The organism is Profundibacter sp. (assembly GCF_965277155.1).
Classification (GTDB): domain Bacteria; phylum Pseudomonadota; class Alphaproteobacteria; order Rhodobacterales; family Rhodobacteraceae; genus Profundibacter.
This window is the reverse complement of the sequence record NZ_CBDIBV010000011.1, coordinates 242,003-259,318: the sequence shown is the minus strand read 5'-3', so window position 1 is coordinate 259,318 and position 17,316 is coordinate 242,003. Positions and strand designations below refer to the sequence as shown.

Below are 17,316 nucleotides of genomic sequence, written 5' to 3'. Positions count from 1 at the left end.
TCACCAACTTTTGGGCATAGCTCTGTTGTTTGCAATTTGGGCCAGTTGGGCGGGTGTGTAAACTTTCAATAGGCCACCCGCTAAGAGTTCTTTCCACCGTAAGATCCAAGGCTCGACCACGTTCATGGGAATCATTTCAGCGAAACGGTCCGAATCTAAAACTCTAACGGAATGCTTGTCTAATTCTTTTGTGAAATGGGAAACATATATGCCCGCAATTGCCTTAATAGCCCATTCACGGCCACTCTCTGATAGCATGCTTTCCGCAATGTATTCGGCATCGTCTCGTGGCGAGGCAGCAACGATCTGCCCGAACATTAATGACACGGCAAAAATTAAGGAAACTAGAAGGCGCATTTTTTTGATCCATTACAAGGGCGTAATACACCCTCATGATATTATAAATGAGTTGGCTTATTGGCGATAGTTATAACTCTACCAAATTATATCCTTCCCCCCATAACATTCCCGTCACCACCCATTTCCCGCCTTGACCTGCCCCTTGGGGGAAGGTTTACCGGTTAACCCATGGACATCAACCTTTTCACCCTCGTTCTGTTACCAATCGGCCTTGGCCTGCTGGGCTTTGTCGAGCCTTGCACCATTGGCGGTCATTTGCTGTTTCTGGACACACAGAAATCCCGTGACAGGGGGCAGAAGGTCGGGGCGGTGGCGGTGTTTATCATTGTGCGGGCGATGGTGGCCGGTTTGTTCGGGGCGCTGATTGCCTTTCTGGGGCAAAAGCTGATTGCGGCGCAGACCGGTATCTGGCTGGTGTTCGGCATCATTTACCTGCTGGTCGGCATCGCCTTTGTCATCGGGCGGGCAGGGGCGGTGAAACGGCGGATTGATCTGGCGCCCGATGCATGGAAACGGGCGGCCAACCCTGTGGTGCTGGGCATGGCGTTCGGGCTGAATGTTCCGGCCTGTGCCGCACCGATCCTGTTTGGCCTGTTAGGGCTGGCGGCGACCACGGGCACGGCATTAACCGGATTCATCATGATGTTCCTGTTTGGCCTGTTTCTGTCACTGCCCTTGGCGCTGTTTGCGGTTATCCCCAAATGGGCCGTATGGCTGGATGGTTTCGGGCAACGGTTGAAAAACATGCGCTGGGTGATCGGGGCGGTGTTTATCCTGCTGGGACTATGGTCAATCTGGTTCGGCCTGTATGTCGATCCGGCAAACTGGGCGGGGCAGGGATGAGCGATAGCGACAAATCACGGTTCAAGAATGTTGCCCTTGCGGGCATCACCTTTCAGGCCGGCTCGGCGGCGGTGGATTCCTCGACCATCATGGCGGCGCTGGTTTACCAGTTGACCGGCAGTTCCATCGTTGTTGGCGCGATCACCGCGATCCTGCGCTTTGGCTGGCTGTTCCCGCAACTGATCATTGGCTTTCTGGCGCAGCGGTCGGGCAGCTCGATGCAATACTATGTGATCGGGGCTTTCGGGCGGGCTGCCTGCATGGCGCTGATGGCGGCAACCCTGTGGGTCGGGGCCGACTGGCCGCGCGGCTGGCTGGCCGTGGCGGTGATGGTGATCTGGGTCGCCTACGCGTTTATCTCGGGCATTGTGGCGGTGCCTTATAACGACATTGTGGCGCGCTCGGTTCCGTCAAAGCTGCGCAGCCGGCTTTTGGCGACGCGGTTCTTTGGCGGCGGGGTGCTGGCGCTGGTGGTGGTGGGGATTGCTGATCGGCTGGTCAGCAATTTGGCCTTTCCGCTGTCTTATGCGGCGATTATTGCCATTGCCTCGGTGTTGATGTTTCTGTCGTCAACCGTGTTCACCGCGATGGGCGAACCTGAAACCAAAGGCAGTGCCGCCGACAAGCCCGGCTTTTTCCAATATCTGAAGGATGGGGTGCAGGTGTTCAGGACCGACAATCGTTTTGCCACCTTCGTTTATGCGCAATGGTGCGGCGGGGCGGTATTGATGGCGATGCCGTTCTATGTGGTGCAGGCCAGCAAATCGGGCGTTTCGCTGGAATATGTGGCGCTGTTGCTGGGCGCGCAGACCACCGGTGCGCTGCTGTCCAACCCGCTGTGGGGCTGGTGGGGTGACCATCTGGGCAAGGTCAGCCTGCTGCGGGCCATCGCGCTGGGCCGCGTGGTGCCGCCGTTGCTGGCGCTGTCCCTGCCCGAAGGGGCGCTGTTCTGGTTCTTTATGGTGGTCTTTTTCCTGATGGGCGCTTTGGCGAACGGGCTGACCATCGCGGTGATCGGGTTTTTGATGGAAATATCCCCCGATGACAAACGCCCGGCCTATAGCGGCTATTTCAACGCCATCACGGCGCCGGCATTTTTGTTGCCCCTGCTGGCGGGGATTATCGCCAGCGTGGTCGGGTTGCCAGTGGTGTTCGCGATTTCATTGGGTTGTGTCTCGAAAGTGGTGGAAATTGATTTCAGGCACCTCCGAGCGGGTTGAGTTATGCGCCGGTCAGGCGGCTTGGTCAAGGGTTGCGTCGGCGACGGGCTGAGCGAGCGTTTCCCAGCCATCGACCTTTCGCATGACGATCTGCCCCGAGGCCATCAGAGCCCAAAGCAGCATCGGCACGGTCTCGGCGCATGGCAGCACGGTCTGGGTCTTGATGCGGCGGCGGAATTCCTCGTTCAGGCGTTCGATCGCATTTGTCGTTCTGGCCGATTTCCACTGGCCTTGTGGCAGACGCGTGAAGGTGAAAAGCTTATCTCCTGCTTCTTCCAAGCTGTCAGCGACGGCCTTGCATTTCAGCCGCCATTTTCGCAGAAATGCCTTGCGGCGGGTGGCGATTTCCTCGGGTGTTTTGGCGTAGATCATGTCGCGGTAATCTTCTGTCAACTCATCATGCATACGCTTGGGTGCCTTGGCCAGAAGGTTGCGGTGCTTGTGCACCGTGCACCTCTGGATCGGCAGATCTTCACCCCAGAGGGCAATGAGAGCGACCTCAAGTCCCGGTGCCCCGTCCACGATGACAAATTCGGGCCGTTTCAACCCGCGCGCATCCAGATCGTTGATGAACTGACGCCAGGCGGAGGTGCTTTCGCCGCCCATGTTCATCAGTGATAACAAGACCTTCTGCCCATCCCGGCGCACGCCAATCGCGGCCAGAACCGAGATATTGGTGGCCTTCCTGTCAATCCGCGTTTTGATCACGGTGCCGTCCAGGATCAGCCGCACGATGTCTTCATCCGCAAGGCTGCGGGCGCACCACGCCTGCCAGTCCACCTTCACCTTGCGCCAGGCGCGGCTCACCACATCCTTGCTGACCGCCCCCTGAAACAGGCCGAACAGGGCGCGTTTTACCCGCCGTGTGTTGGTGCCCGAAAGGTAGACAGCAGCGATCAGCGCCTCGGCCTTCTTCGTCAGCCGCTGGTAGCGGGGCAATGCCTTCGAGCGCCATTCTCTGGCCTTGCCGGCCTCGCCTGTGATCCGCGCACGCGGCACGCGCACCGTTTCGGTTCCAAATGTTCCGACCAGTTGCCGCTCGCGATGCCCGTGGCGGTATCCGGCCTTTGCCCCGCCGCTGCGGCCATACCGGCAACGGCCCAGAAACTGCTCCAGCTCCTCTTCGAAAACCGCCTCGATCGTCGCGCGGATGTTCTGGCGCAGCCGGTCTTCAATCGGGTCATAGCCTGCTTCATTGGCCAGTAGCGCGGATGTCGATGTTGCTGTATTCTTTGTCATGGCGTGATCTCCTTGGCGGTTCCAGCCGCCGGTTGGGTGGCTTCGATGCACCCGGAGATTACGCCGTCCTCGAATTTCCACCAAACTCGCGACACTACCTTTCATTGCTGGCAGCGGGGGCGCAGTTTGTCCTGCTGCGGAAAATTCGCACATAATCCGGTTGACTCGGGGGCCACGGGCGTTAAAAGGCAGGCTTCTAGGATTCATTCGGGCGAAGTTTGCCCACCCGCTTTAGGAGCACTATCATGGCGAAGCCAACCACAATCAAAATCCGCCTGAACTCGACTGCGGGCACCGGCCACTTTTATGTGACCAAAAAGAACGCCCGCACCATGACCGAGAAAATGGTCGTGAACAAATACGACCCGGTCGTGCGCAAGCACGTTGAATACAAAGAAGGCAAGATCAAGTAGATCACTGCCTGACGGAACGCATTAAATGGGGGCTACGCAAGATATGCGTGGCCCTTTTCTTTTGTGAACGGGTCTGCAGATGCAAAAAAGGCCGGTCACATGAACCGGCCTTTTTCTATTGTGTCTGTCGTCACGCTGTTAGTCGCGGCTGCCAAGAAACTGCAGCAGGAACATGAACAGGTTGACGAAATCCAGATACAGGTTCAGTGCACCCATGATTGCGGCCTTGCCCAGCCATTCACTATCACCATGCATTGCATGGGCCAGATAGGTGGTTTTGATTTTCTGCGTGTCATAAGCGGTCAGACCGGCAAAGATGAGCACACCAATGGCCGAAATCGCCAGCTGCAAAACGCTGGACCCCAGAAAGATATTCACAACCGAAGCTACGATCAGACCGATCACACCCATAATCAGGAAAGAGCCCCAGGCCGAGATGTCCTTTTTGGTGGTATAGCCATAAAGGCTGAGACCGGCAAAGGCGATCGCGGTTACCAGAAACGTCTGGGTGATCGAGAAATCTGTGTAGACAGCGAAAATCCAAGAAATCGACAGGCCCATGGCCGCCGAGAAAACGTAGAAGAACAGCTGTGCGCCAGCCGCAGATATGCGGTTGATCATTGCGCCAAAGGCGAAAACCATGATCAGCGGCAGGAACATGATGATATAGCGGGTAAAGCCGGTGAACAGCGACGCCATTAGCGATGCGTTGGTACCAACGGCCCAAGCGGCAAGCGCTGTAATCAGCAGGCCGACGGACATCGTGCCGTAAACCTTGTTCATGTGAGCTTTTAGCCCTGCGTCGATCTCGGCGGTGCGGGTGCCGGCACCGGTGCGGATCGTGTTAAAGTCTGCCATTGAAACCTCCAGAATCATGTCATGTGGCCAGTGCCCATGCAAAACGGCCACCATTCCCTTCCTATATTGGGAATGATGGCCTGATTATCAAGGTTTTCTGCGTGTTATGCGCGTGTTTTTCGCGAATTAACGTAGCCAGTTGGCCGGAACATCCCAAATCGGGCGGTTTGCCTCTTGTTCGGCCTGTTTCCGGGTCAGACCCAGATCGGCCAGTGTCGCGCTGTCCAACCGGCGCAGGGCGCGGCGCTGGTTGCGGGCCTTCAGGGCCAGTTTGATCATGCGAAACGCCGTTGGCTGCGGCTTGCGGGTTGTGCGGGCGGGGGTGTTGCAGGTGGTCATTGTCATAGCGCGGTCCTTTCGGGTTTCGTGATGTATTTATTGAAATGTATGAATTCTCTTGATCTATATCGCATCTTGTGATCCATTTGGAAAATGAATGTTTATGCGATGAAATATCAAGGATAGTGATATGCCAAGAAATCTGGACATGACGGCCCTGCGATCCTTTGCGGCGGTGGCCGAGGCGGGCGGGGTGACCAAGGCGTCGGGGTTTTTGAACCTGACGCAATCAGCGGTGTCGATGCAGCTAAAACGGCTGGAGGAATCGCTGGACCTGAAACTGCTGGAACGCAGCGGGCGGGGCGTGGTGCTGACCGGGGCGGGCGAGCAACTGCTAGGATACGCCCGCCGGATGCTGGCCCTGAATGACGAGGTATTCGGGCGCCTGACCAATCAGGCCTATGAGGGCGAGGTGACGCTGGGCGTGCCACATGACATCGTTTATCCTGCCATCCCGCAGGTGCTGCAACGGTTCGCGGCGGAATACCCGCGCATGAACGTGCGGCTGGTATCGTCCTATACCAAGGGGCTGCGCAAGATGTTCGAGCGCGGCGAATGCGACTTGATCCTGACCACCGAAGACACGCTGGAAGCGGGCGGTGAAACCCTGCTGTCTCTGCCGCTGGTCTGGATCGGGGCACCCAACGGCACGGCGTGGAAATCGCGCCCGCTGCGGCTGGCGTTTGAACACGCCTGCACCTTTCGCGCAGGTGTGCAGAAAAATCTGGATGAGGCAGGTATCCCTTGGGAAATGGCGGTTGAATCCGATTCGACCCGCACGATCGAGGCATCCGTCAGCGCCGATCTGGCGGTGCACGCGGTGCTGGATGGGATGGAGCCGCCCTATATCGAGAAAATCCAGCATGGCGGCGCGCTACCGGATCTGAGAACCAAACAGATCAACCTGTATGTGTCGGAATTGTCCAAAGGGCTGGCGATTGACGACATGGCCGAATTTGTGCGGCAGGCGTATCGGGGGTTATGAGGAGGGGGCGGTGAAGGGCGCTTTGAGTCCAGAGTGACGGATGCTGCGGTGGGTCAAACGGCGGCTAAGCGCAGTTAGTGACCTTTGCAAAGTTTGACCGACAGCCCAAAGCCGACCTCCATAACCACATCGAGTGCTGCGGTATGTTTTTCGATTGCGGACATTCGTTCGATTATGCAGCGTTTACGGGACCAACCGTCGCTAAAGTCGTACAGCTGCGGCGAAACGACTTATGGGAACCTCTAAAAATCCCCCAAAATCCGGCCTGACGGGGTAGAATCGTCATCAGGATGAAAATGATTCGACCGACGGGGTTTTGTCATGGGTCAGATGGGATTTTTTGATCTTTCCAGCCGATACGCGGGACTGGACAAATCTGGTGATCCGCTGGTGTTGCTCAACGACATGGTGCCGTTCGAGGATTACCGGGACGAGCTGAAGGCCATATGGCGCACGCCGCCCGAACAGCGCAAATCCAACGCTGGCCGCCCGCCTTGGGATGAGGTGCTGATATTCAAGACGATGGTTTTGCAGCAGCTCTACAACCTCTCTGACGATCAGATCGAGTATCAGATCCGCGACCGCCTGTCGTTCATGCGGTTTCTCGGCCTTGGCATTGAAGACAGCGTACCTGACGCCAAGACCATCTGGGCCTACCGTGAAAGGCTGGCCGGGGCCGGGAAGATGAAGGAGCTGTTTGACAAGTTCGATGCCTTTCTGCGCGAAAAGGGCTATCTGGCGATGGGCGGGCAGATTGTTGATGCGAGCATCGTTCCGGCGCCGCGCCAGCACAACAAAAGGGACGAGAACGAGAAAATCAAGGCGGGCGAAACGCCTGAAGAGTGGGAGGAAAAACCCCACAAGAAGCGCCAGAAGGACGTGGATGCGCGCTGGACGAAGAAGCACGGCAAGAGCTATTACGGCTACAAGAACCACATCAATGTCGACCGGCGGCACAAATTCATCCGCGCTTATGATGTCACCGATGCCGCCGTGCATGACAGCCAGGCGCTTGCCGGTCTGATTGATGCGAGCAACACCTCATCGGACCTGTGGGCCGACAGCGCCTATCGCTCGCAAAAGATCGAAAGCGAGCTGGAAGAGCGGGGGCTTCACAGCCATATCCATCACAAGGGCAGGCGCGGCAAGCCGCTTGGCGAGCGCCAGCAAAAGGCCAACCGGAGGCGCTCGAAAGTGCGGGTCCGGGTCGAGCATGTATTCGCTTTTCAGGAGCGCTCCATGGGCGGCAAGCTGATCCGCTCCATCGGCCTGAAGCGGGCGCGATTTCGCATCGGGATGATGAACCTGGTCTACAACATGAAGCGCTTCGTCCAGTTCGAATGCGGCCTGGCGGCGCCGGGATAAGGGTTCATGGGGTGAGGTGTGCCTGAAATACCCAAAACCGGCTTGAAACCGGTGAAAATGGGTTTATGATCCGAAGCAATCAGGCGGGACAGGCGAAAAACCGTCCACCCCGCCGCGAAGAAGGCGAAAACGGGAATTTACAGAGGTTCCCTAGGGTTAGATAACGCCTGCTTTTTGCAGTTCTTTCAGATCGGTCTCGGACAAGCCCAACAGGTCACCGTAGATTTCGGCATTTCCCTCGCCCAGTTTCGGGCCAAGGGTTTCCAGCTTGCCCGGTGTTTCCGACAGGCGCGGCAAAGGGGATGGGAAAGGCAGGGGGCCCACCCCCTCGACCATCATATCGGTCAGGGTTTTGCGGGCGGCATATTGCGGATCATTCGCGATGTCCTCGATCGACAGAACCGCGCCGCAGGGCACTTCGCCCGCGTTACAGGCCTGTTGCACCTCGGCTTGGGTATGTGCGCCGGTCCAGTCCTGCACGATGCGGTTCACTGTATCTTCATCCTTGATACGCGATTGCACGGTGCCGTATTTCTCCGGTGCGGCCAGATCATTCCGCCCCATCACTTCGCAGAAACGGGCGAACATTTTGTCATTGGTGCAAGCAATCGCCACCCATTTCCCGTCACTGCATTGGAAATGTCCGTGCGGGCAGGCGTTGACCGTATGGATGCCCTGCCGTCCGCGCACCTTGCCGGTCAGCGCGTGCGCCGGTGCGATTTCGTCCAGCGCGCGGAACACCGATTCATACAGGGCGACATCAATCAACTGCCCCTGCCCCGTTTCATCGCGCGACCGCAGCGCCATCAGAATGCCGACCACCCCGTATAGCCCCGACATATAATCCGCCAGAGATGTCGAGCCGGGGGTCAGTGGCGGGCCGTCCACCGCACCGGTCAGGTGGCTAAGGCCGGACATTGCATGCGCAATGCGAGCGAAACCGGGCAGGTCGCGATAAGGGCCGTCCTGACCGTACCCAGACACTTTGAGCATGATCAAACCCTTGTTCACCGCGCGCAGGGTTTCAAACGACAGCCCCCACTTATCAAAGGTGCCGGGGCGAAAGTTTTCGATCACCACATCCGATTTTGCCGCCAGATCGCGGAACATCGCAGCACCGCGTTCGGATTTCAGGTTCAGGGTGACGGACCGTTTATTGCGCCCTTCGTTCAGCCACAGCAAAGAACGGCCCTCGGAGCCGCTGTCAGTGCCAAGCCGACGCAGGGGATCGCCACCAACGGGGTGTTCTACCTTGATCACCTCGGCCCCGAATTCGCCCAGCAGTGCGGCGCAGGAAGGACCGGCGATGAAGGTCGAGGCATCAAGCACGCGGATACCGTCAAGGGGGGATATCGCCTTGTCGCTCAAAACCCGAGCCATTGCTGCCACAGGCCAGCGGAGTAGAACATCAACGATAGCAGGATCAACAGGATACCAATGCCACGCTTGTCGGTCATGGCAAAAACGATCGGGTCATAATCCTGTTTGCCCAGATACCCCAGCCGCAGCATCCGGATCAACCACCACGCCAGCGGGATCAACCCGACCCAGAGCAGCCAGCGGGTGGGGTAAAGCATCGTGGCCTGTTCGCTGAAACTGTAAAGAAAGAAAATCACCAAGGCGCCAGCCACGCCCAGACCGCCGACATTCAGCAAATCCTCGCGGTCCTTGCGCCCGTACCCGCGCCCCGGCAGACGTTCATCCGAGGTGGCAAGGGTCAGTTCGGTCAGCCGTTTCACACAGACCAGTGTGATGAACACCGGAAAGATGAACACCAGCATAAAGCCCGAAGCAACAACGCCGCTGGCCGCGGCACCGGCCACAACGCGCAGGGTATAAAGGCTGGCAAGTGTCGCGATATCGACCCAGCGCATCCGTTTCAGGCGCAGTGAATAGGCTAGCGACAACACCATATACAGTATGACAACCAGAAGGAACGCCCAGCCAAGGTAGGCACCGATCCCCTGTGCCAGCAACGCCAGCCCGGCTCCGGTGATCATGCCAACACGGATCGGAACCTTGCCTGCCGCAAAAGGGCGGTGGCGTTTTTTGACATGTAGACGGTCGGCTTCGAGATCCAGAAGATCATTCACTATATATATAGAGGACGCCGCCGCCGAAAATGCGACCATCCCAAGCAGCACCATCAGCATCACCGGCAGGGTGAAATTATGGGCCGCCAGAACCGGCAGGAACAACAGGATGTTTTTCACCCATTGGTGCGGCCGCAAGGCGCGGATCAGATCGCGTGCCTTCCATTCACCGGAAAATTCGGCCACCTGTTTACCCGCAGCGGTCATTTCAGATGCCAATTTGGGGTGATTTCCGACAATCAGAACACCATCGGCATGCTGCCAGATGGCGCGGTCTACTTTGTTATCGCCTGCGTAATGGAAGCCGCCTTCGCCATAGGCCTGCACCAGCGCATCGGCCTTGGCATCCCCTTTCAGGTTCGTGCGCCCGTCCGAAGCAAAGCTGCGCGGGCTTAACCCGTGGTCCTTGGCCAACTGTTCGACCAGCACCTGATCCGATGCCGAGGCCAGCACAACATCGCGCCCAGACGATAGTGTTTCTTCGGCAACGGCCTTGATCTGCGGGTTTACCGGCAGCAAATCGGTGCGCATCGTCACCAGCGCGGCCAGTTCCTGTTTCAAACGGGCCGGAGAACGGAAATGTGTGGCACAGATTTTCAGGGTCGCGATTGGCGCCTGCCCCAGACCGGCCCAGAAATTCTCGAACAACATGTCGGTGTTCAGGAAGGTGCCATCAACATCCAGCACCAGCGGTTTATTGTCAGTCATTGGATGCAAGCCCCCTAACGGCAAAGACACAGCCGTCGGTCACCAGTTCCGGCGGCGTAATACACAGGCCGCGCGCCACTTTCCATGCGGCCAGCACTTTGGGGACATAGGCGCGTGTTTCAGCAAAAGGCGGAACGCCCCCGTTTTTGATCACAGCCCCCTCGCCCGCATTATATCCGGCCAGAACCAGAACCGGGTCGCGATTGAATTTTTTCATCAGCCAATCCAGATAGGCAACACCGCCCTTAATATTCTGTTCTGCAATCGTCGCGTCCTCGACACCAAAGCGTTTGGCCGTATCGGGCATCAATTGCATCAGGCCGGACGCACCCGCAGAGCTAACGGCATTTCGATTACCGGCTGATTCAATACCGATCACAGCCAGAACCAGTGCGGGTGATACGTCTGTGCCGATTGTGGCCTTCAGGATATCAACACCGTATTTTTCGGCAATGTCCTGCATTTTTTGCAATCTCGGTGCGGGAACGGCTTTACCCTCGGGACCTTTGTCCAGATATGAAACCGCCTCGGCCAAACGACCGGGACTGGAATCCTCCAGTTTTGGGGAAATACCAAGCCAATACCAATCCAGCCCTGACAAAACCGAAGGAGTGTCTGGATCTGCATCAGGGGCTGTTGCTTCCTCGGGGGCCGTATGTTTGAGAGCGCTCAGGGCCTCGCGCTGGGCGACCGGGTCAATCTGGACAGTTATCCGGCCACCGGTCGTTTTGCCAGGCAGTCCACTCCCTGCCGGTTTGCCGGGCAGCCCGACACGCTTGAATGTAAAAGAGGGATAGGGTGCCGGCGTATCCGCCTGCACCTGAGCCGCGAGAAACACAGCGGCAATCACTATTCCTGATACGAAGCGCCGCTTCATGCGGATTCCTGCTCTGCCTCGGCAATATTTATTGGATTACTTTCGCAAATTAATGGCTGCAATGCCAGTTATTCCGACCGATTCCAGAGGAAATCCGCCCAAATTCGTGCATAATTACAATAATTTTCACCAAATTGAAATTTATTAACTATATTATTCTATTATTTTTCAAAAGCTTACGCGAAATATAGATAAATTATTAACGATAGCTTAAATTTGTACGATACCTGCCAAATTCTCGCCCCATTCGAACGGCTATATATACCCATCCCGACGCGGACAAAGGCAAACAAACAGATCGCCGAACAACCCGCATAGGAATGAGTAACAATTTAGATCGCTAACCAAGGATGAATAAAATGAACATGATCAAAAACTTTGCTGCTAACGAATCTGGCGCCGTAACCGGAGCTATGCCCAAAAGTTGGTGACGCAGTAATCAGGCGGCATGTTTTTCCTGCTTGATCCCGTCCTTAAATTCAACCCCTTCGATGATTTCCGGCAATCGGAATGCGCCGTCGAGTTTACGCCATTTCTTCTTTGCCGACATCATCAGGCGGAAGGTCATTGCCAAGGCGGTCTTGCGCCCGAGGCAGCCTTTGGTCTTCTTCGTTCGGTGCCGCACGGTGGCAAATATGCTTTCGATGGGGTTGGATGTGCGGATGTGTTTCCAGTGCTCGGCAGGGAAGTCGTAGAAGGTCAGCAGCACGTCCCGGTCCTTGGTCAGCTTCCCCACGGCACGCTCGTATTTCACGCCATAGGCTTCGATGAAGAAATTGAACGCGGCCTCGGCGTCCCGTTTGTTCTCGGCCATCCAGATGTCCTGTAGATGGCCCTTGGCTTTGGCTTGCAGCGACTTCGGCATGGCATTCAGGACGTTGCCGGTTTTATGCACCCAGCAGCGCTGCTCCCGGGTCTCACCGAACACCTCCCGCAAGGCGTTCCAGAAGCCGAGCGCGCCATCACCAACGGCCAGATCAGGGGCTTTTCTGAGGCCACGACGTTGCAAGTCCAGCAGCAGTTCACGCCAGCTCTGGCTGCTTTCTCGATACCCGTCCACGAGGCCCAGAACATCCTTGTTACCCCACTCGTCCGCGCCGATGATCACCAGCATGCATTGCTTGTCAGCATCCGTGCGCGGCTTGAAATAAACCCCGTCGGCCCAGAAATACACATAGCGTTTGGCCGACAGGTCACGCCGGTTCCAACGCTCGTATTCTGCCCACCACTCCGCCTTCAGGCGCGAAATCGTGCTCGATGTCAAACCACCCGCATCAGGCCCCAGAAGGGCCGCCAGTGCTTCGCCGAAATCACCCGTGGAAATACCTTTGAGATAGAGCCAGGGCAACAACTCCTCGACCGACTTTGCCCGGCGCAGATACGGCGGCAGAAGCGTCGAGGTGAACCTGATCTTCTCCGCCCCCGTGCCACGATCACGCACCCGAGGCACATTCACCGGGACAGGGCCGATCCCCGTCATCACCTCGCGCTCCGGCAGGTATCCGTGGCGAACAAGGCGCTGGCGACCGGCCGAATCCCTCAAATGCGCGTGTTGCGCCATCAGATCACAAACCTCGGCCTCGACCGCCTGTGCCAACAGATCCCGCGCGCCTTTGCGCAAGATATCCGTCAGCGGATCAGGTGAAATTCCGGCTGGATCGGTAAACTCCAAAATAGTATCGTCTTCCATGTGGCATATCCTTTTCTCTCTGAGAATCGCGGCGCGTCAACACCGCCATGATATGCCACCCAATCACCCCATCACCAACTTTCGGGCATTACTCGGCAATTTCAGGCTACGCGCCGCCTCGGACGCATTGCCACCATGACGTCGCAGGGCTTCGCTTAACAGCGAATGTTCCACCTGCGCCAGTTGCTCGTTCAGGCCCAGTTCCGCTTCTTCCTCGCCCTCGCCCAGCCCCATGGCAAAGCGCATAGCAGTATTCATCAGCGCCCGCGCATTGCCGGGCCAGTCCTGCGCCATCAGGCGGGAAATCAACGCGGGCGTTATTTCCGGCGGGGTCAATGCGGCCTGCTCGCAAGCAATGGCAACGTAGTGACGAAACAGCACCGGAATATCCTCGGGCCTCTCCCTCAGGCCGGGGATACGCACAGCCGTAACGCCCAGCTTGTAAAACAGATCGTGGTTGAACCGCCCCGCTGCCACCTCTTGCTCCAGATCTCGGTAACTGCCCGCCAGCACCCGCGCGCCACAATCCTTTTCCAGACACTCCAGCAGTGTGAATTGCACCTCGGGCGACAATGCGGCCACTTCGTCCAGAAACAGGCTGCCACCGATGGCCCGCGTCAAGGCATCGGTCAGGGTTTGCGGTGTCAGCGATGCAGCCGCCCGTTTGATAAACGGCCCGTCCGAGACAGTGGACAGCAGATGGATCACCTCGGCCACCTTCGAGGTGCCCGTGCCCGGCGCCCCGCTGATCAGCACTTCGGCCCCTGTGCGCGCCACCGCCCGCACCCGCGCGCGCAACTCGTCCGCCAGCTTTGATGTGCCAAACAGCATCCGGGCCGCCGCATCGCCGGTTTCCAACTGCCGTTTCAGCCGCCGGTTTTCCAGCACCAGCGAACGGGTTTTGCGCGCCCGCTCCACCACCGCAATCAGGTCCTGCGGCGCACAGGGTTTTTCCAGAAAATCAAATGCCCCCGCACTGATCCCGCGCACCGCCATCGGGATATCACCTTCACCGGTCAGCAGGATCACCGGCAGGTCAACATCCACAGACTGCACATAATCCAGCAGCGCAAAGCCGTCCTTGCCGGGCATGCGGATATCCGACACCACCACCCCGTCAAAATCGGGGCTGATGTGGTCCTTGGCCTCGATATAACTGCCCGCAAGGATCGCCGGCATATCCGCCAGTTCCAGCGTCTGGCCCAGTGCCTCGCGCACCGCCGCGTCATCATCCACCAGCAATACCCGCATGTTCATGCCGCTTTCTCCACCCTGGCCCGCGCCAATTCCACCGTAAACACCGCCCCGCCGTCAGGGTGGTTGTGCCCGCGGATATCGCCACCGAAACTTTGCACCAGGCCATAGGAAATCGACAGGCCCAATCCCAGACCGTCGGCCTTGCCCACCGCCTTGGTGGTGTAATAGGGCTCGAATATCTTTTCCGGCGCGGCAATCCCCGGCCCCGTATCGCGCACCCGCAGGCGGGCCTTTTGATCGCCGGTTTCAACTGCAATCTCGATCCGCCGCTGCCGGCTTCCCTCCATCGCGTCAATCGCATTCGAGATCAGGTTGACCAGCACCTGCTGCAACCGCACCTCGCCACCGCGCACATAGACCGGCGCAGGGGGCGGCGCCCAGACAACCTCTACCTTATCCTGCGCAAAACGCGCCTCGGACATCTCCAGCACGGCATCTACCACGGCGACGATATCCACATCCGTTATTGGCTCGCTTTCCTGTTTGGCAAAGGCGCGGAAATTGCTGATGATCCGCCCCATGCGTCGCGCCAGTTCGGAAATCCGCGACAGGTTCCTGCCTGCCACATCCACCTTGCCGCGCTGTAAAAACTGTTCCGCATTCTCAGCAAATGATCGGATCGCCATCAAGGGCTGGTTCAATTCGTGACTGATCCCCGCCGACATCTGCCCTAATGCTGACAGCTTGCCCGCCTACACCAGTTCGACCTGTGCCTGTTTCAATTCGGCCGTGCGTTCCTCGACCCGCGTTTCCAATTCGGCCTTTGCCCGCGCTTCGATTTCCAGACGTTCGGCTAAGGCCCGCCTGCGTTCCATCACCCAGAACAGGATCGCGCCAAAGGCCAGCAAAACCGCCGCCACCGCCGCTGCCTGCAACCATGCCAGACGTTCGGCCGGGCCGGTGCTGACCAACACTTCGCCCGTCATGCCGATGATCGGCAAGGGCTGTGTCAAATGCAAAGCGCGGCGCGGGATGTAGCGGCCCGAGTTGACTGCCCAGACCTGATAATCGCCAAACTTCCGCACTTTGTCAGGTGCAAACCCGCCCGCCCCGCGTGTGCGCAATACCAGTTCCGAACGGTTGGCGACAAAAATCACACCGTCCTGATCGGTAAAGAACACCGCATTCGGATCCCCCCGCCAGTCGGATTCCTCGACCGCCTCCATATCGACCGAAACCACCACCGCCCCCAGAACCGCGCCCCCTTCCAGGATCGGAGCCGCGAACTGGAACACCCGCCGGTTGCTACCGATCAGACGTCTGTGGGATGTCCCCAAAGCGCCGTGCATGGCGCGCCTGAAATGCGGCTGGGTAAATACGCTGGCCCCCGTCAACCCCTGCGATGAAGCCAGCACAACCCCGTTCCTGTCTGCCAGCAACAGATCAACCGCCCCGATCTTATCCGCTGTGGCCAGCAACAGCCCCGACGCTTTGTCCCTGTCCCCCTGCCCCTTTGCCAAAGATACCAGATCGGGGTGGTCCGCCATAATCACCGCCACCTGCCGGAACCGCTGCAACTGCCCCACCAGCCGGTCCGAGGCCAGCGATAAATCCGCCTGCCCCCGTTCGGCCAGCTGGTTCAGCGCGCTGCGCCATGCAAACCAACCCGCCCCGGCCGCGATCCCCGCGACCAGTAGCAAAAACAAGGCAAACATGCCTGCCCGATGTGTGGTTTTCCCCGACATGGGGACAACTGTAAAAACCCCCGCTTGCAAAGGCCAGAGCCTTTCGGTGATTATCCCCCTTATGCAACATGTCCACCAATCCCCCACCGCCGCCGATTTCGTGCAAAACCCCTATCCGTTTTACGATGCGATCCGCCCGCTGGGCGATCTGGTCTGGTGGGAGGACTACGACATGGCCTGCGCCACCGGCTATGACACGGTAAATGCCGTCCTGCGCGACCGGCGGCTGGGGCGTGAAATGCCCACCGACCTGCGCACACCTGTGCCGAACCACCTGACACCGTTCTATGATATCGAGGCCCACTCGATGCTGGAGCTTGACCCGCCACGCCACACCCGCCTGCGGTCATTGGTGCTGCGTGCCTTCACCTCGCGCCGGATCAGGGAACTGGCACCGGAAATCGAGGCGCTGAGCCATCGGTTGATCGATGAATTCCCCACGGGCGAAGTGGACCTGCTGGCCGCTTATGCACAGAAAATCCCCGTGACCATCATCGCCCGCCTGCTGGGCGTGCCCGAAGATATGTCCGATCAACTGCTAACATGGTCAAACGCCATGGTCGCGATGTATCAGGCCCGCCGCACCCGCGAGATCGAGGATGCCGCGGCCAATGCCAGCAGCGAATTCGCCACCTTCATGCGCGGCTATGTTGAGGCGCGCCGCGCCAGCCCTGCCGATGATCTGATCACCCACCTGATCGCCGCCGAACAGGATGGTGAAAAGCTGACAACTGATGAATTGATCACCACCTGCATCCTGCTGCTGAACGCAGGGCATGAAGCAACCGTGCACAGCTTAGGCAACGGCATCAAAACCCTGCTTGAGAAAAATACCCCCCGCAGCGCCCTTGCCCCCGATCATGTGGAAACCACCGTCGAGGAAATCTTTCGCTTTGATCCGCCCCTGCACATCTTCATGCGCATCGCCCGCGAGGATCTGGAGCTGTTCGGTCATCCCATAAAACGTGGCCAATCCATCGCCTGCCTGCTTGCCGCCGCCAACCGCGATCCGGCGACCTATGACACCCCGGATGATTTCCGCCCCGATCGCCCGATCAAAGCCAACACATCATTCGGCGGCGGGTTGCATTTCTGCGTCGGCGCCCCGCTGGCCCGTCTGGAGCTGCAAATTGCCCTGCCAGTGCTGTTTTCCCGTCTGCCTAACCTGCATCTTGCAAAGGTGCCGCAATACGCCAATGTCTATCACTTCCACGGCCTGACCAACCTGCATGTCACTTACTAACCGAATGCTGCAAATTCGAATCAATCCCCGCGATTCACGGGCGTGCGCCTTGCAGGCAGGCAACATTCACCCCAAAATCAACGCCGCGTATTTCCCAAGGATGCGGCCAACCCAGACCGGATAATTCCACACGTCGGCCCC

The 17,316-nt window shown here is 58.3% G+C and carries 17 protein-coding genes; 6 read left to right on the top strand and 11 right to left on the bottom strand.

From position 1 onward, the window contains the following. Nucleotides 1–357, bottom strand: coding sequence for a hypothetical protein (locus tag ACQY4M_RS13820; RefSeq protein ID WP_428545158.1), 357 nt, complete (start codon nt 355–357; stop codon nt 1–3). A 171-nt stretch (nt 358–528) separates the two neighbouring features. Here ACQY4M_RS13820 and ACQY4M_RS13815 point away from each other — a divergent pair, with 171 nt between their 5' ends. Together ACQY4M_RS13815 and ACQY4M_RS13810 are read left to right on the top strand one after the other, a co-directional pair. Then, entirely contained in the window at nt 529–1,203 is a 675-nt protein-coding gene (locus tag ACQY4M_RS13815; protein WP_428545155.1) for a cytochrome c biogenesis CcdA family protein, read from the top strand. Next, a complete protein-coding gene (locus tag ACQY4M_RS13810) occupies nt 1,200–2,423 on the top strand; it encodes an MFS transporter (RefSeq protein ID WP_428545152.1) in 1,224 nt (407 codons plus the stop codon). Before ACQY4M_RS13815 ends, ACQY4M_RS13810 begins: the two co-directional genes overlap by 4 nt. A 12-nt stretch (nt 2,424–2,435) precedes the next feature. Here ACQY4M_RS13810 and ACQY4M_RS13805 read toward each other — a convergent pair whose 3' ends face one another. Then, a complete protein-coding gene (locus ACQY4M_RS13805; RefSeq protein WP_428539582.1) occupies nt 2,436–3,662 on the bottom strand; it encodes an IS256 family transposase in 1,227 nt (408 codons plus the stop codon). Nucleotides 3,663–3,907: 245 nt separating this feature from the next. Between ACQY4M_RS13805 and rpmG the strand changes: the two genes are divergently transcribed. Further along, nucleotides 3,908–4,075 (top strand): 50S ribosomal protein L33, encoded by a 168-nt coding sequence (gene rpmG, locus ACQY4M_RS13800; RefSeq protein ID WP_009159342.1) that lies wholly within the window; start codon nt 3,908–3,910, stop codon nt 4,073–4,075. Between the two features lie 138 nt (nt 4,076–4,213). Here rpmG and ACQY4M_RS13795 read toward each other — a convergent pair whose 3' ends face one another. Next, on the bottom strand, nt 4,214–4,933 hold the full coding sequence (locus ACQY4M_RS13795) for a Bax inhibitor-1/YccA family protein (protein WP_428545148.1): 720 nt from the start codon (nt 4,931–4,933) through the stop codon (nt 4,214–4,216). A 126-nt stretch (nt 4,934–5,059) separates the two neighbouring features. Continuing rightward, entirely contained in the window at nt 5,060–5,278 is a 219-nt protein-coding gene (locus tag ACQY4M_RS13790; RefSeq protein WP_428545145.1) for a DUF1127 domain-containing protein, read from the bottom strand. A 124-nt stretch (nt 5,279–5,402) separates the two neighbouring features. Here ACQY4M_RS13790 and ACQY4M_RS13785 point away from each other — a divergent pair, with 124 nt between their 5' ends. Then, on the top strand, nt 5,403–6,257 hold the full coding sequence (locus tag ACQY4M_RS13785) for a LysR family transcriptional regulator (RefSeq protein ID WP_428545142.1): 855 nt from the start codon (nt 5,403–5,405) through the stop codon (nt 6,255–6,257). A 321-nt stretch (nt 6,258–6,578) separates the two neighbouring features. Beyond that, nucleotides 6,579–7,622 carry an IS5 family transposase gene (locus ACQY4M_RS13780; protein WP_428539227.1) on the top strand — a complete coding sequence of 348 codons (1,044 nt, stop codon included), beginning with the start codon at nt 6,579–6,581 and terminating at the stop codon, nt 7,620–7,622. A gap of 156 nt (nt 7,623–7,778) precedes the next feature. Here ACQY4M_RS13780 and ACQY4M_RS13775 read toward each other — a convergent pair whose 3' ends face one another. From ACQY4M_RS13775 to ACQY4M_RS13745, 7 genes are all read right to left on the bottom strand, one after another. Continuing rightward, a complete protein-coding gene (locus ACQY4M_RS13775; protein WP_428545139.1) occupies nt 7,779–8,990 on the bottom strand; it encodes a CaiB/BaiF CoA transferase family protein in 1,212 nt (403 codons plus the stop codon). Further along, the gene (locus ACQY4M_RS13770; RefSeq protein ID WP_428545136.1) at nt 8,987–10,423 is read right to left on the bottom strand and encodes a UbiA family prenyltransferase; all 1,437 of its coding nucleotides are present in this window, start codon (nt 10,421–10,423) and stop codon (nt 8,987–8,989) included. Before ACQY4M_RS13770 ends, ACQY4M_RS13775 begins: the two co-directional genes overlap by 4 nt. Next, a complete protein-coding gene (locus ACQY4M_RS13765; protein ID WP_428545133.1) occupies nt 10,416–11,300 on the bottom strand; it encodes a lytic transglycosylase domain-containing protein in 885 nt (294 codons plus the stop codon). Before ACQY4M_RS13765 ends, ACQY4M_RS13770 begins: the two co-directional genes overlap by 8 nt. A 439-nt stretch (nt 11,301–11,739) precedes the next feature. Next, nucleotides 11,740–12,990, bottom strand: a complete 1,251-nt coding sequence (locus ACQY4M_RS13760) for an IS256 family transposase (RefSeq protein WP_428539230.1) — start codon at nt 12,988–12,990, stop codon at nt 11,740–11,742. 63 nt (nt 12,991–13,053) lie between these two features. Beyond that, nucleotides 13,054–14,247: a sigma-54-dependent transcriptional regulator gene (locus ACQY4M_RS13755; RefSeq protein ID WP_428545130.1), complete on the bottom strand. Its 1,194-nt coding sequence runs from the start codon at nt 14,245–14,247 to the stop codon at nt 13,054–13,056. Further along, entirely contained in the window at nt 14,244–14,912 is a 669-nt protein-coding gene (locus ACQY4M_RS13750; RefSeq protein ID WP_428545127.1) for a sensor histidine kinase, read from the bottom strand. The genes ACQY4M_RS13755 and ACQY4M_RS13750 overlap by 4 nt, the downstream gene beginning before the upstream one ends. A gap of 27 nt (nt 14,913–14,939) precedes the next feature. Next, nucleotides 14,940–15,902: a cache domain-containing protein gene (locus ACQY4M_RS13745; RefSeq protein WP_428545124.1), complete on the bottom strand. Its 963-nt coding sequence runs from the start codon at nt 15,900–15,902 to the stop codon at nt 14,940–14,942. Between the two features lie 91 nt (nt 15,903–15,993). Here ACQY4M_RS13745 and ACQY4M_RS13740 point away from each other — a divergent pair, with 91 nt between their 5' ends. After that, on the top strand, nt 15,994–17,175 hold the full coding sequence (locus ACQY4M_RS13740; RefSeq protein ID WP_428545625.1) for a cytochrome P450: 1,182 nt from the start codon (nt 15,994–15,996) through the stop codon (nt 17,173–17,175). Nucleotides 17,176–17,316 lie beyond the last annotated feature (141 nt).

Bases quoted from the DNA above. Each gene is read 5' to 3' on its own strand.
- ACQY4M_RS13750 (WP_428545127.1), bottom strand. From the start codon at position 14,912: ATGTCGGCGGGGATCAGTCACGAATTGAACCAGCCCTTGATGGCGATC.
- ACQY4M_RS13810 (WP_428545152.1), top strand. From the start codon at position 1,200: ATGAGCGATAGCGACAAATCACGGTTCAAGAATGTTGCCCTTGCGGGC.
- rpmG (WP_009159342.1), top strand. From the start codon at position 3,908: ATGGCGAAGCCAACCACAATCAAAATCCGCCTGAACTCGACTGCGGGC.
- ACQY4M_RS13755 (WP_428545130.1), bottom strand. From the start codon at position 14,247: ATGAACATGCGGGTATTGCTGGTGGATGATGACGCGGCGGTGCGCGAG.
- ACQY4M_RS13780 (WP_428539227.1), top strand. From the start codon at position 6,579: ATGGGTCAGATGGGATTTTTTGATCTTTCCAGCCGATACGCGGGACTG.
- ACQY4M_RS13820 (WP_428545158.1), bottom strand. From the start codon at position 357: ATGCGCCTTCTAGTTTCCTTAATTTTTGCCGTGTCATTAATGTTCGGG.
- ACQY4M_RS13795 (WP_428545148.1), bottom strand. From the start codon at position 4,933: ATGGCAGACTTTAACACGATCCGCACCGGTGCCGGCACCCGCACCGCC.
- ACQY4M_RS13805 (WP_428539582.1), bottom strand. From the start codon at position 3,662: ATGACAAAGAATACAGCAACATCGACATCCGCGCTACTGGCCAATGAA.
- ACQY4M_RS13765 (WP_428545133.1), bottom strand. From the start codon at position 11,300: ATGAAGCGGCGCTTCGTATCAGGAATAGTGATTGCCGCTGTGTTTCTC.
- ACQY4M_RS13815 (WP_428545155.1), top strand. From the start codon at position 529: ATGGACATCAACCTTTTCACCCTCGTTCTGTTACCAATCGGCCTTGGC.
- ACQY4M_RS13790 (WP_428545145.1), bottom strand. From the start codon at position 5,278: ATGACAATGACCACCTGCAACACCCCCGCCCGCACAACCCGCAAGCCG.
- ACQY4M_RS13785 (WP_428545142.1), top strand. From the start codon at position 5,403: ATGCCAAGAAATCTGGACATGACGGCCCTGCGATCCTTTGCGGCGGTG.
- ACQY4M_RS13740 (WP_428545625.1), top strand. From the start codon at position 15,994: ATGCAACATGTCCACCAATCCCCCACCGCCGCCGATTTCGTGCAAAAC.
- ACQY4M_RS13770 (WP_428545136.1), bottom strand. From the start codon at position 10,423: ATGACTGACAATAAACCGCTGGTGCTGGATGTTGATGGCACCTTCCTG.
- ACQY4M_RS13745 (WP_428545124.1), bottom strand. From the start codon at position 15,902: ATGTTTGCCTTGTTTTTGCTACTGGTCGCGGGGATCGCGGCCGGGGCG.
- ACQY4M_RS13760 (WP_428539230.1), bottom strand. From the start codon at position 12,990: ATGGAAGACGATACTATTTTGGAGTTTACCGATCCAGCCGGAATTTCA.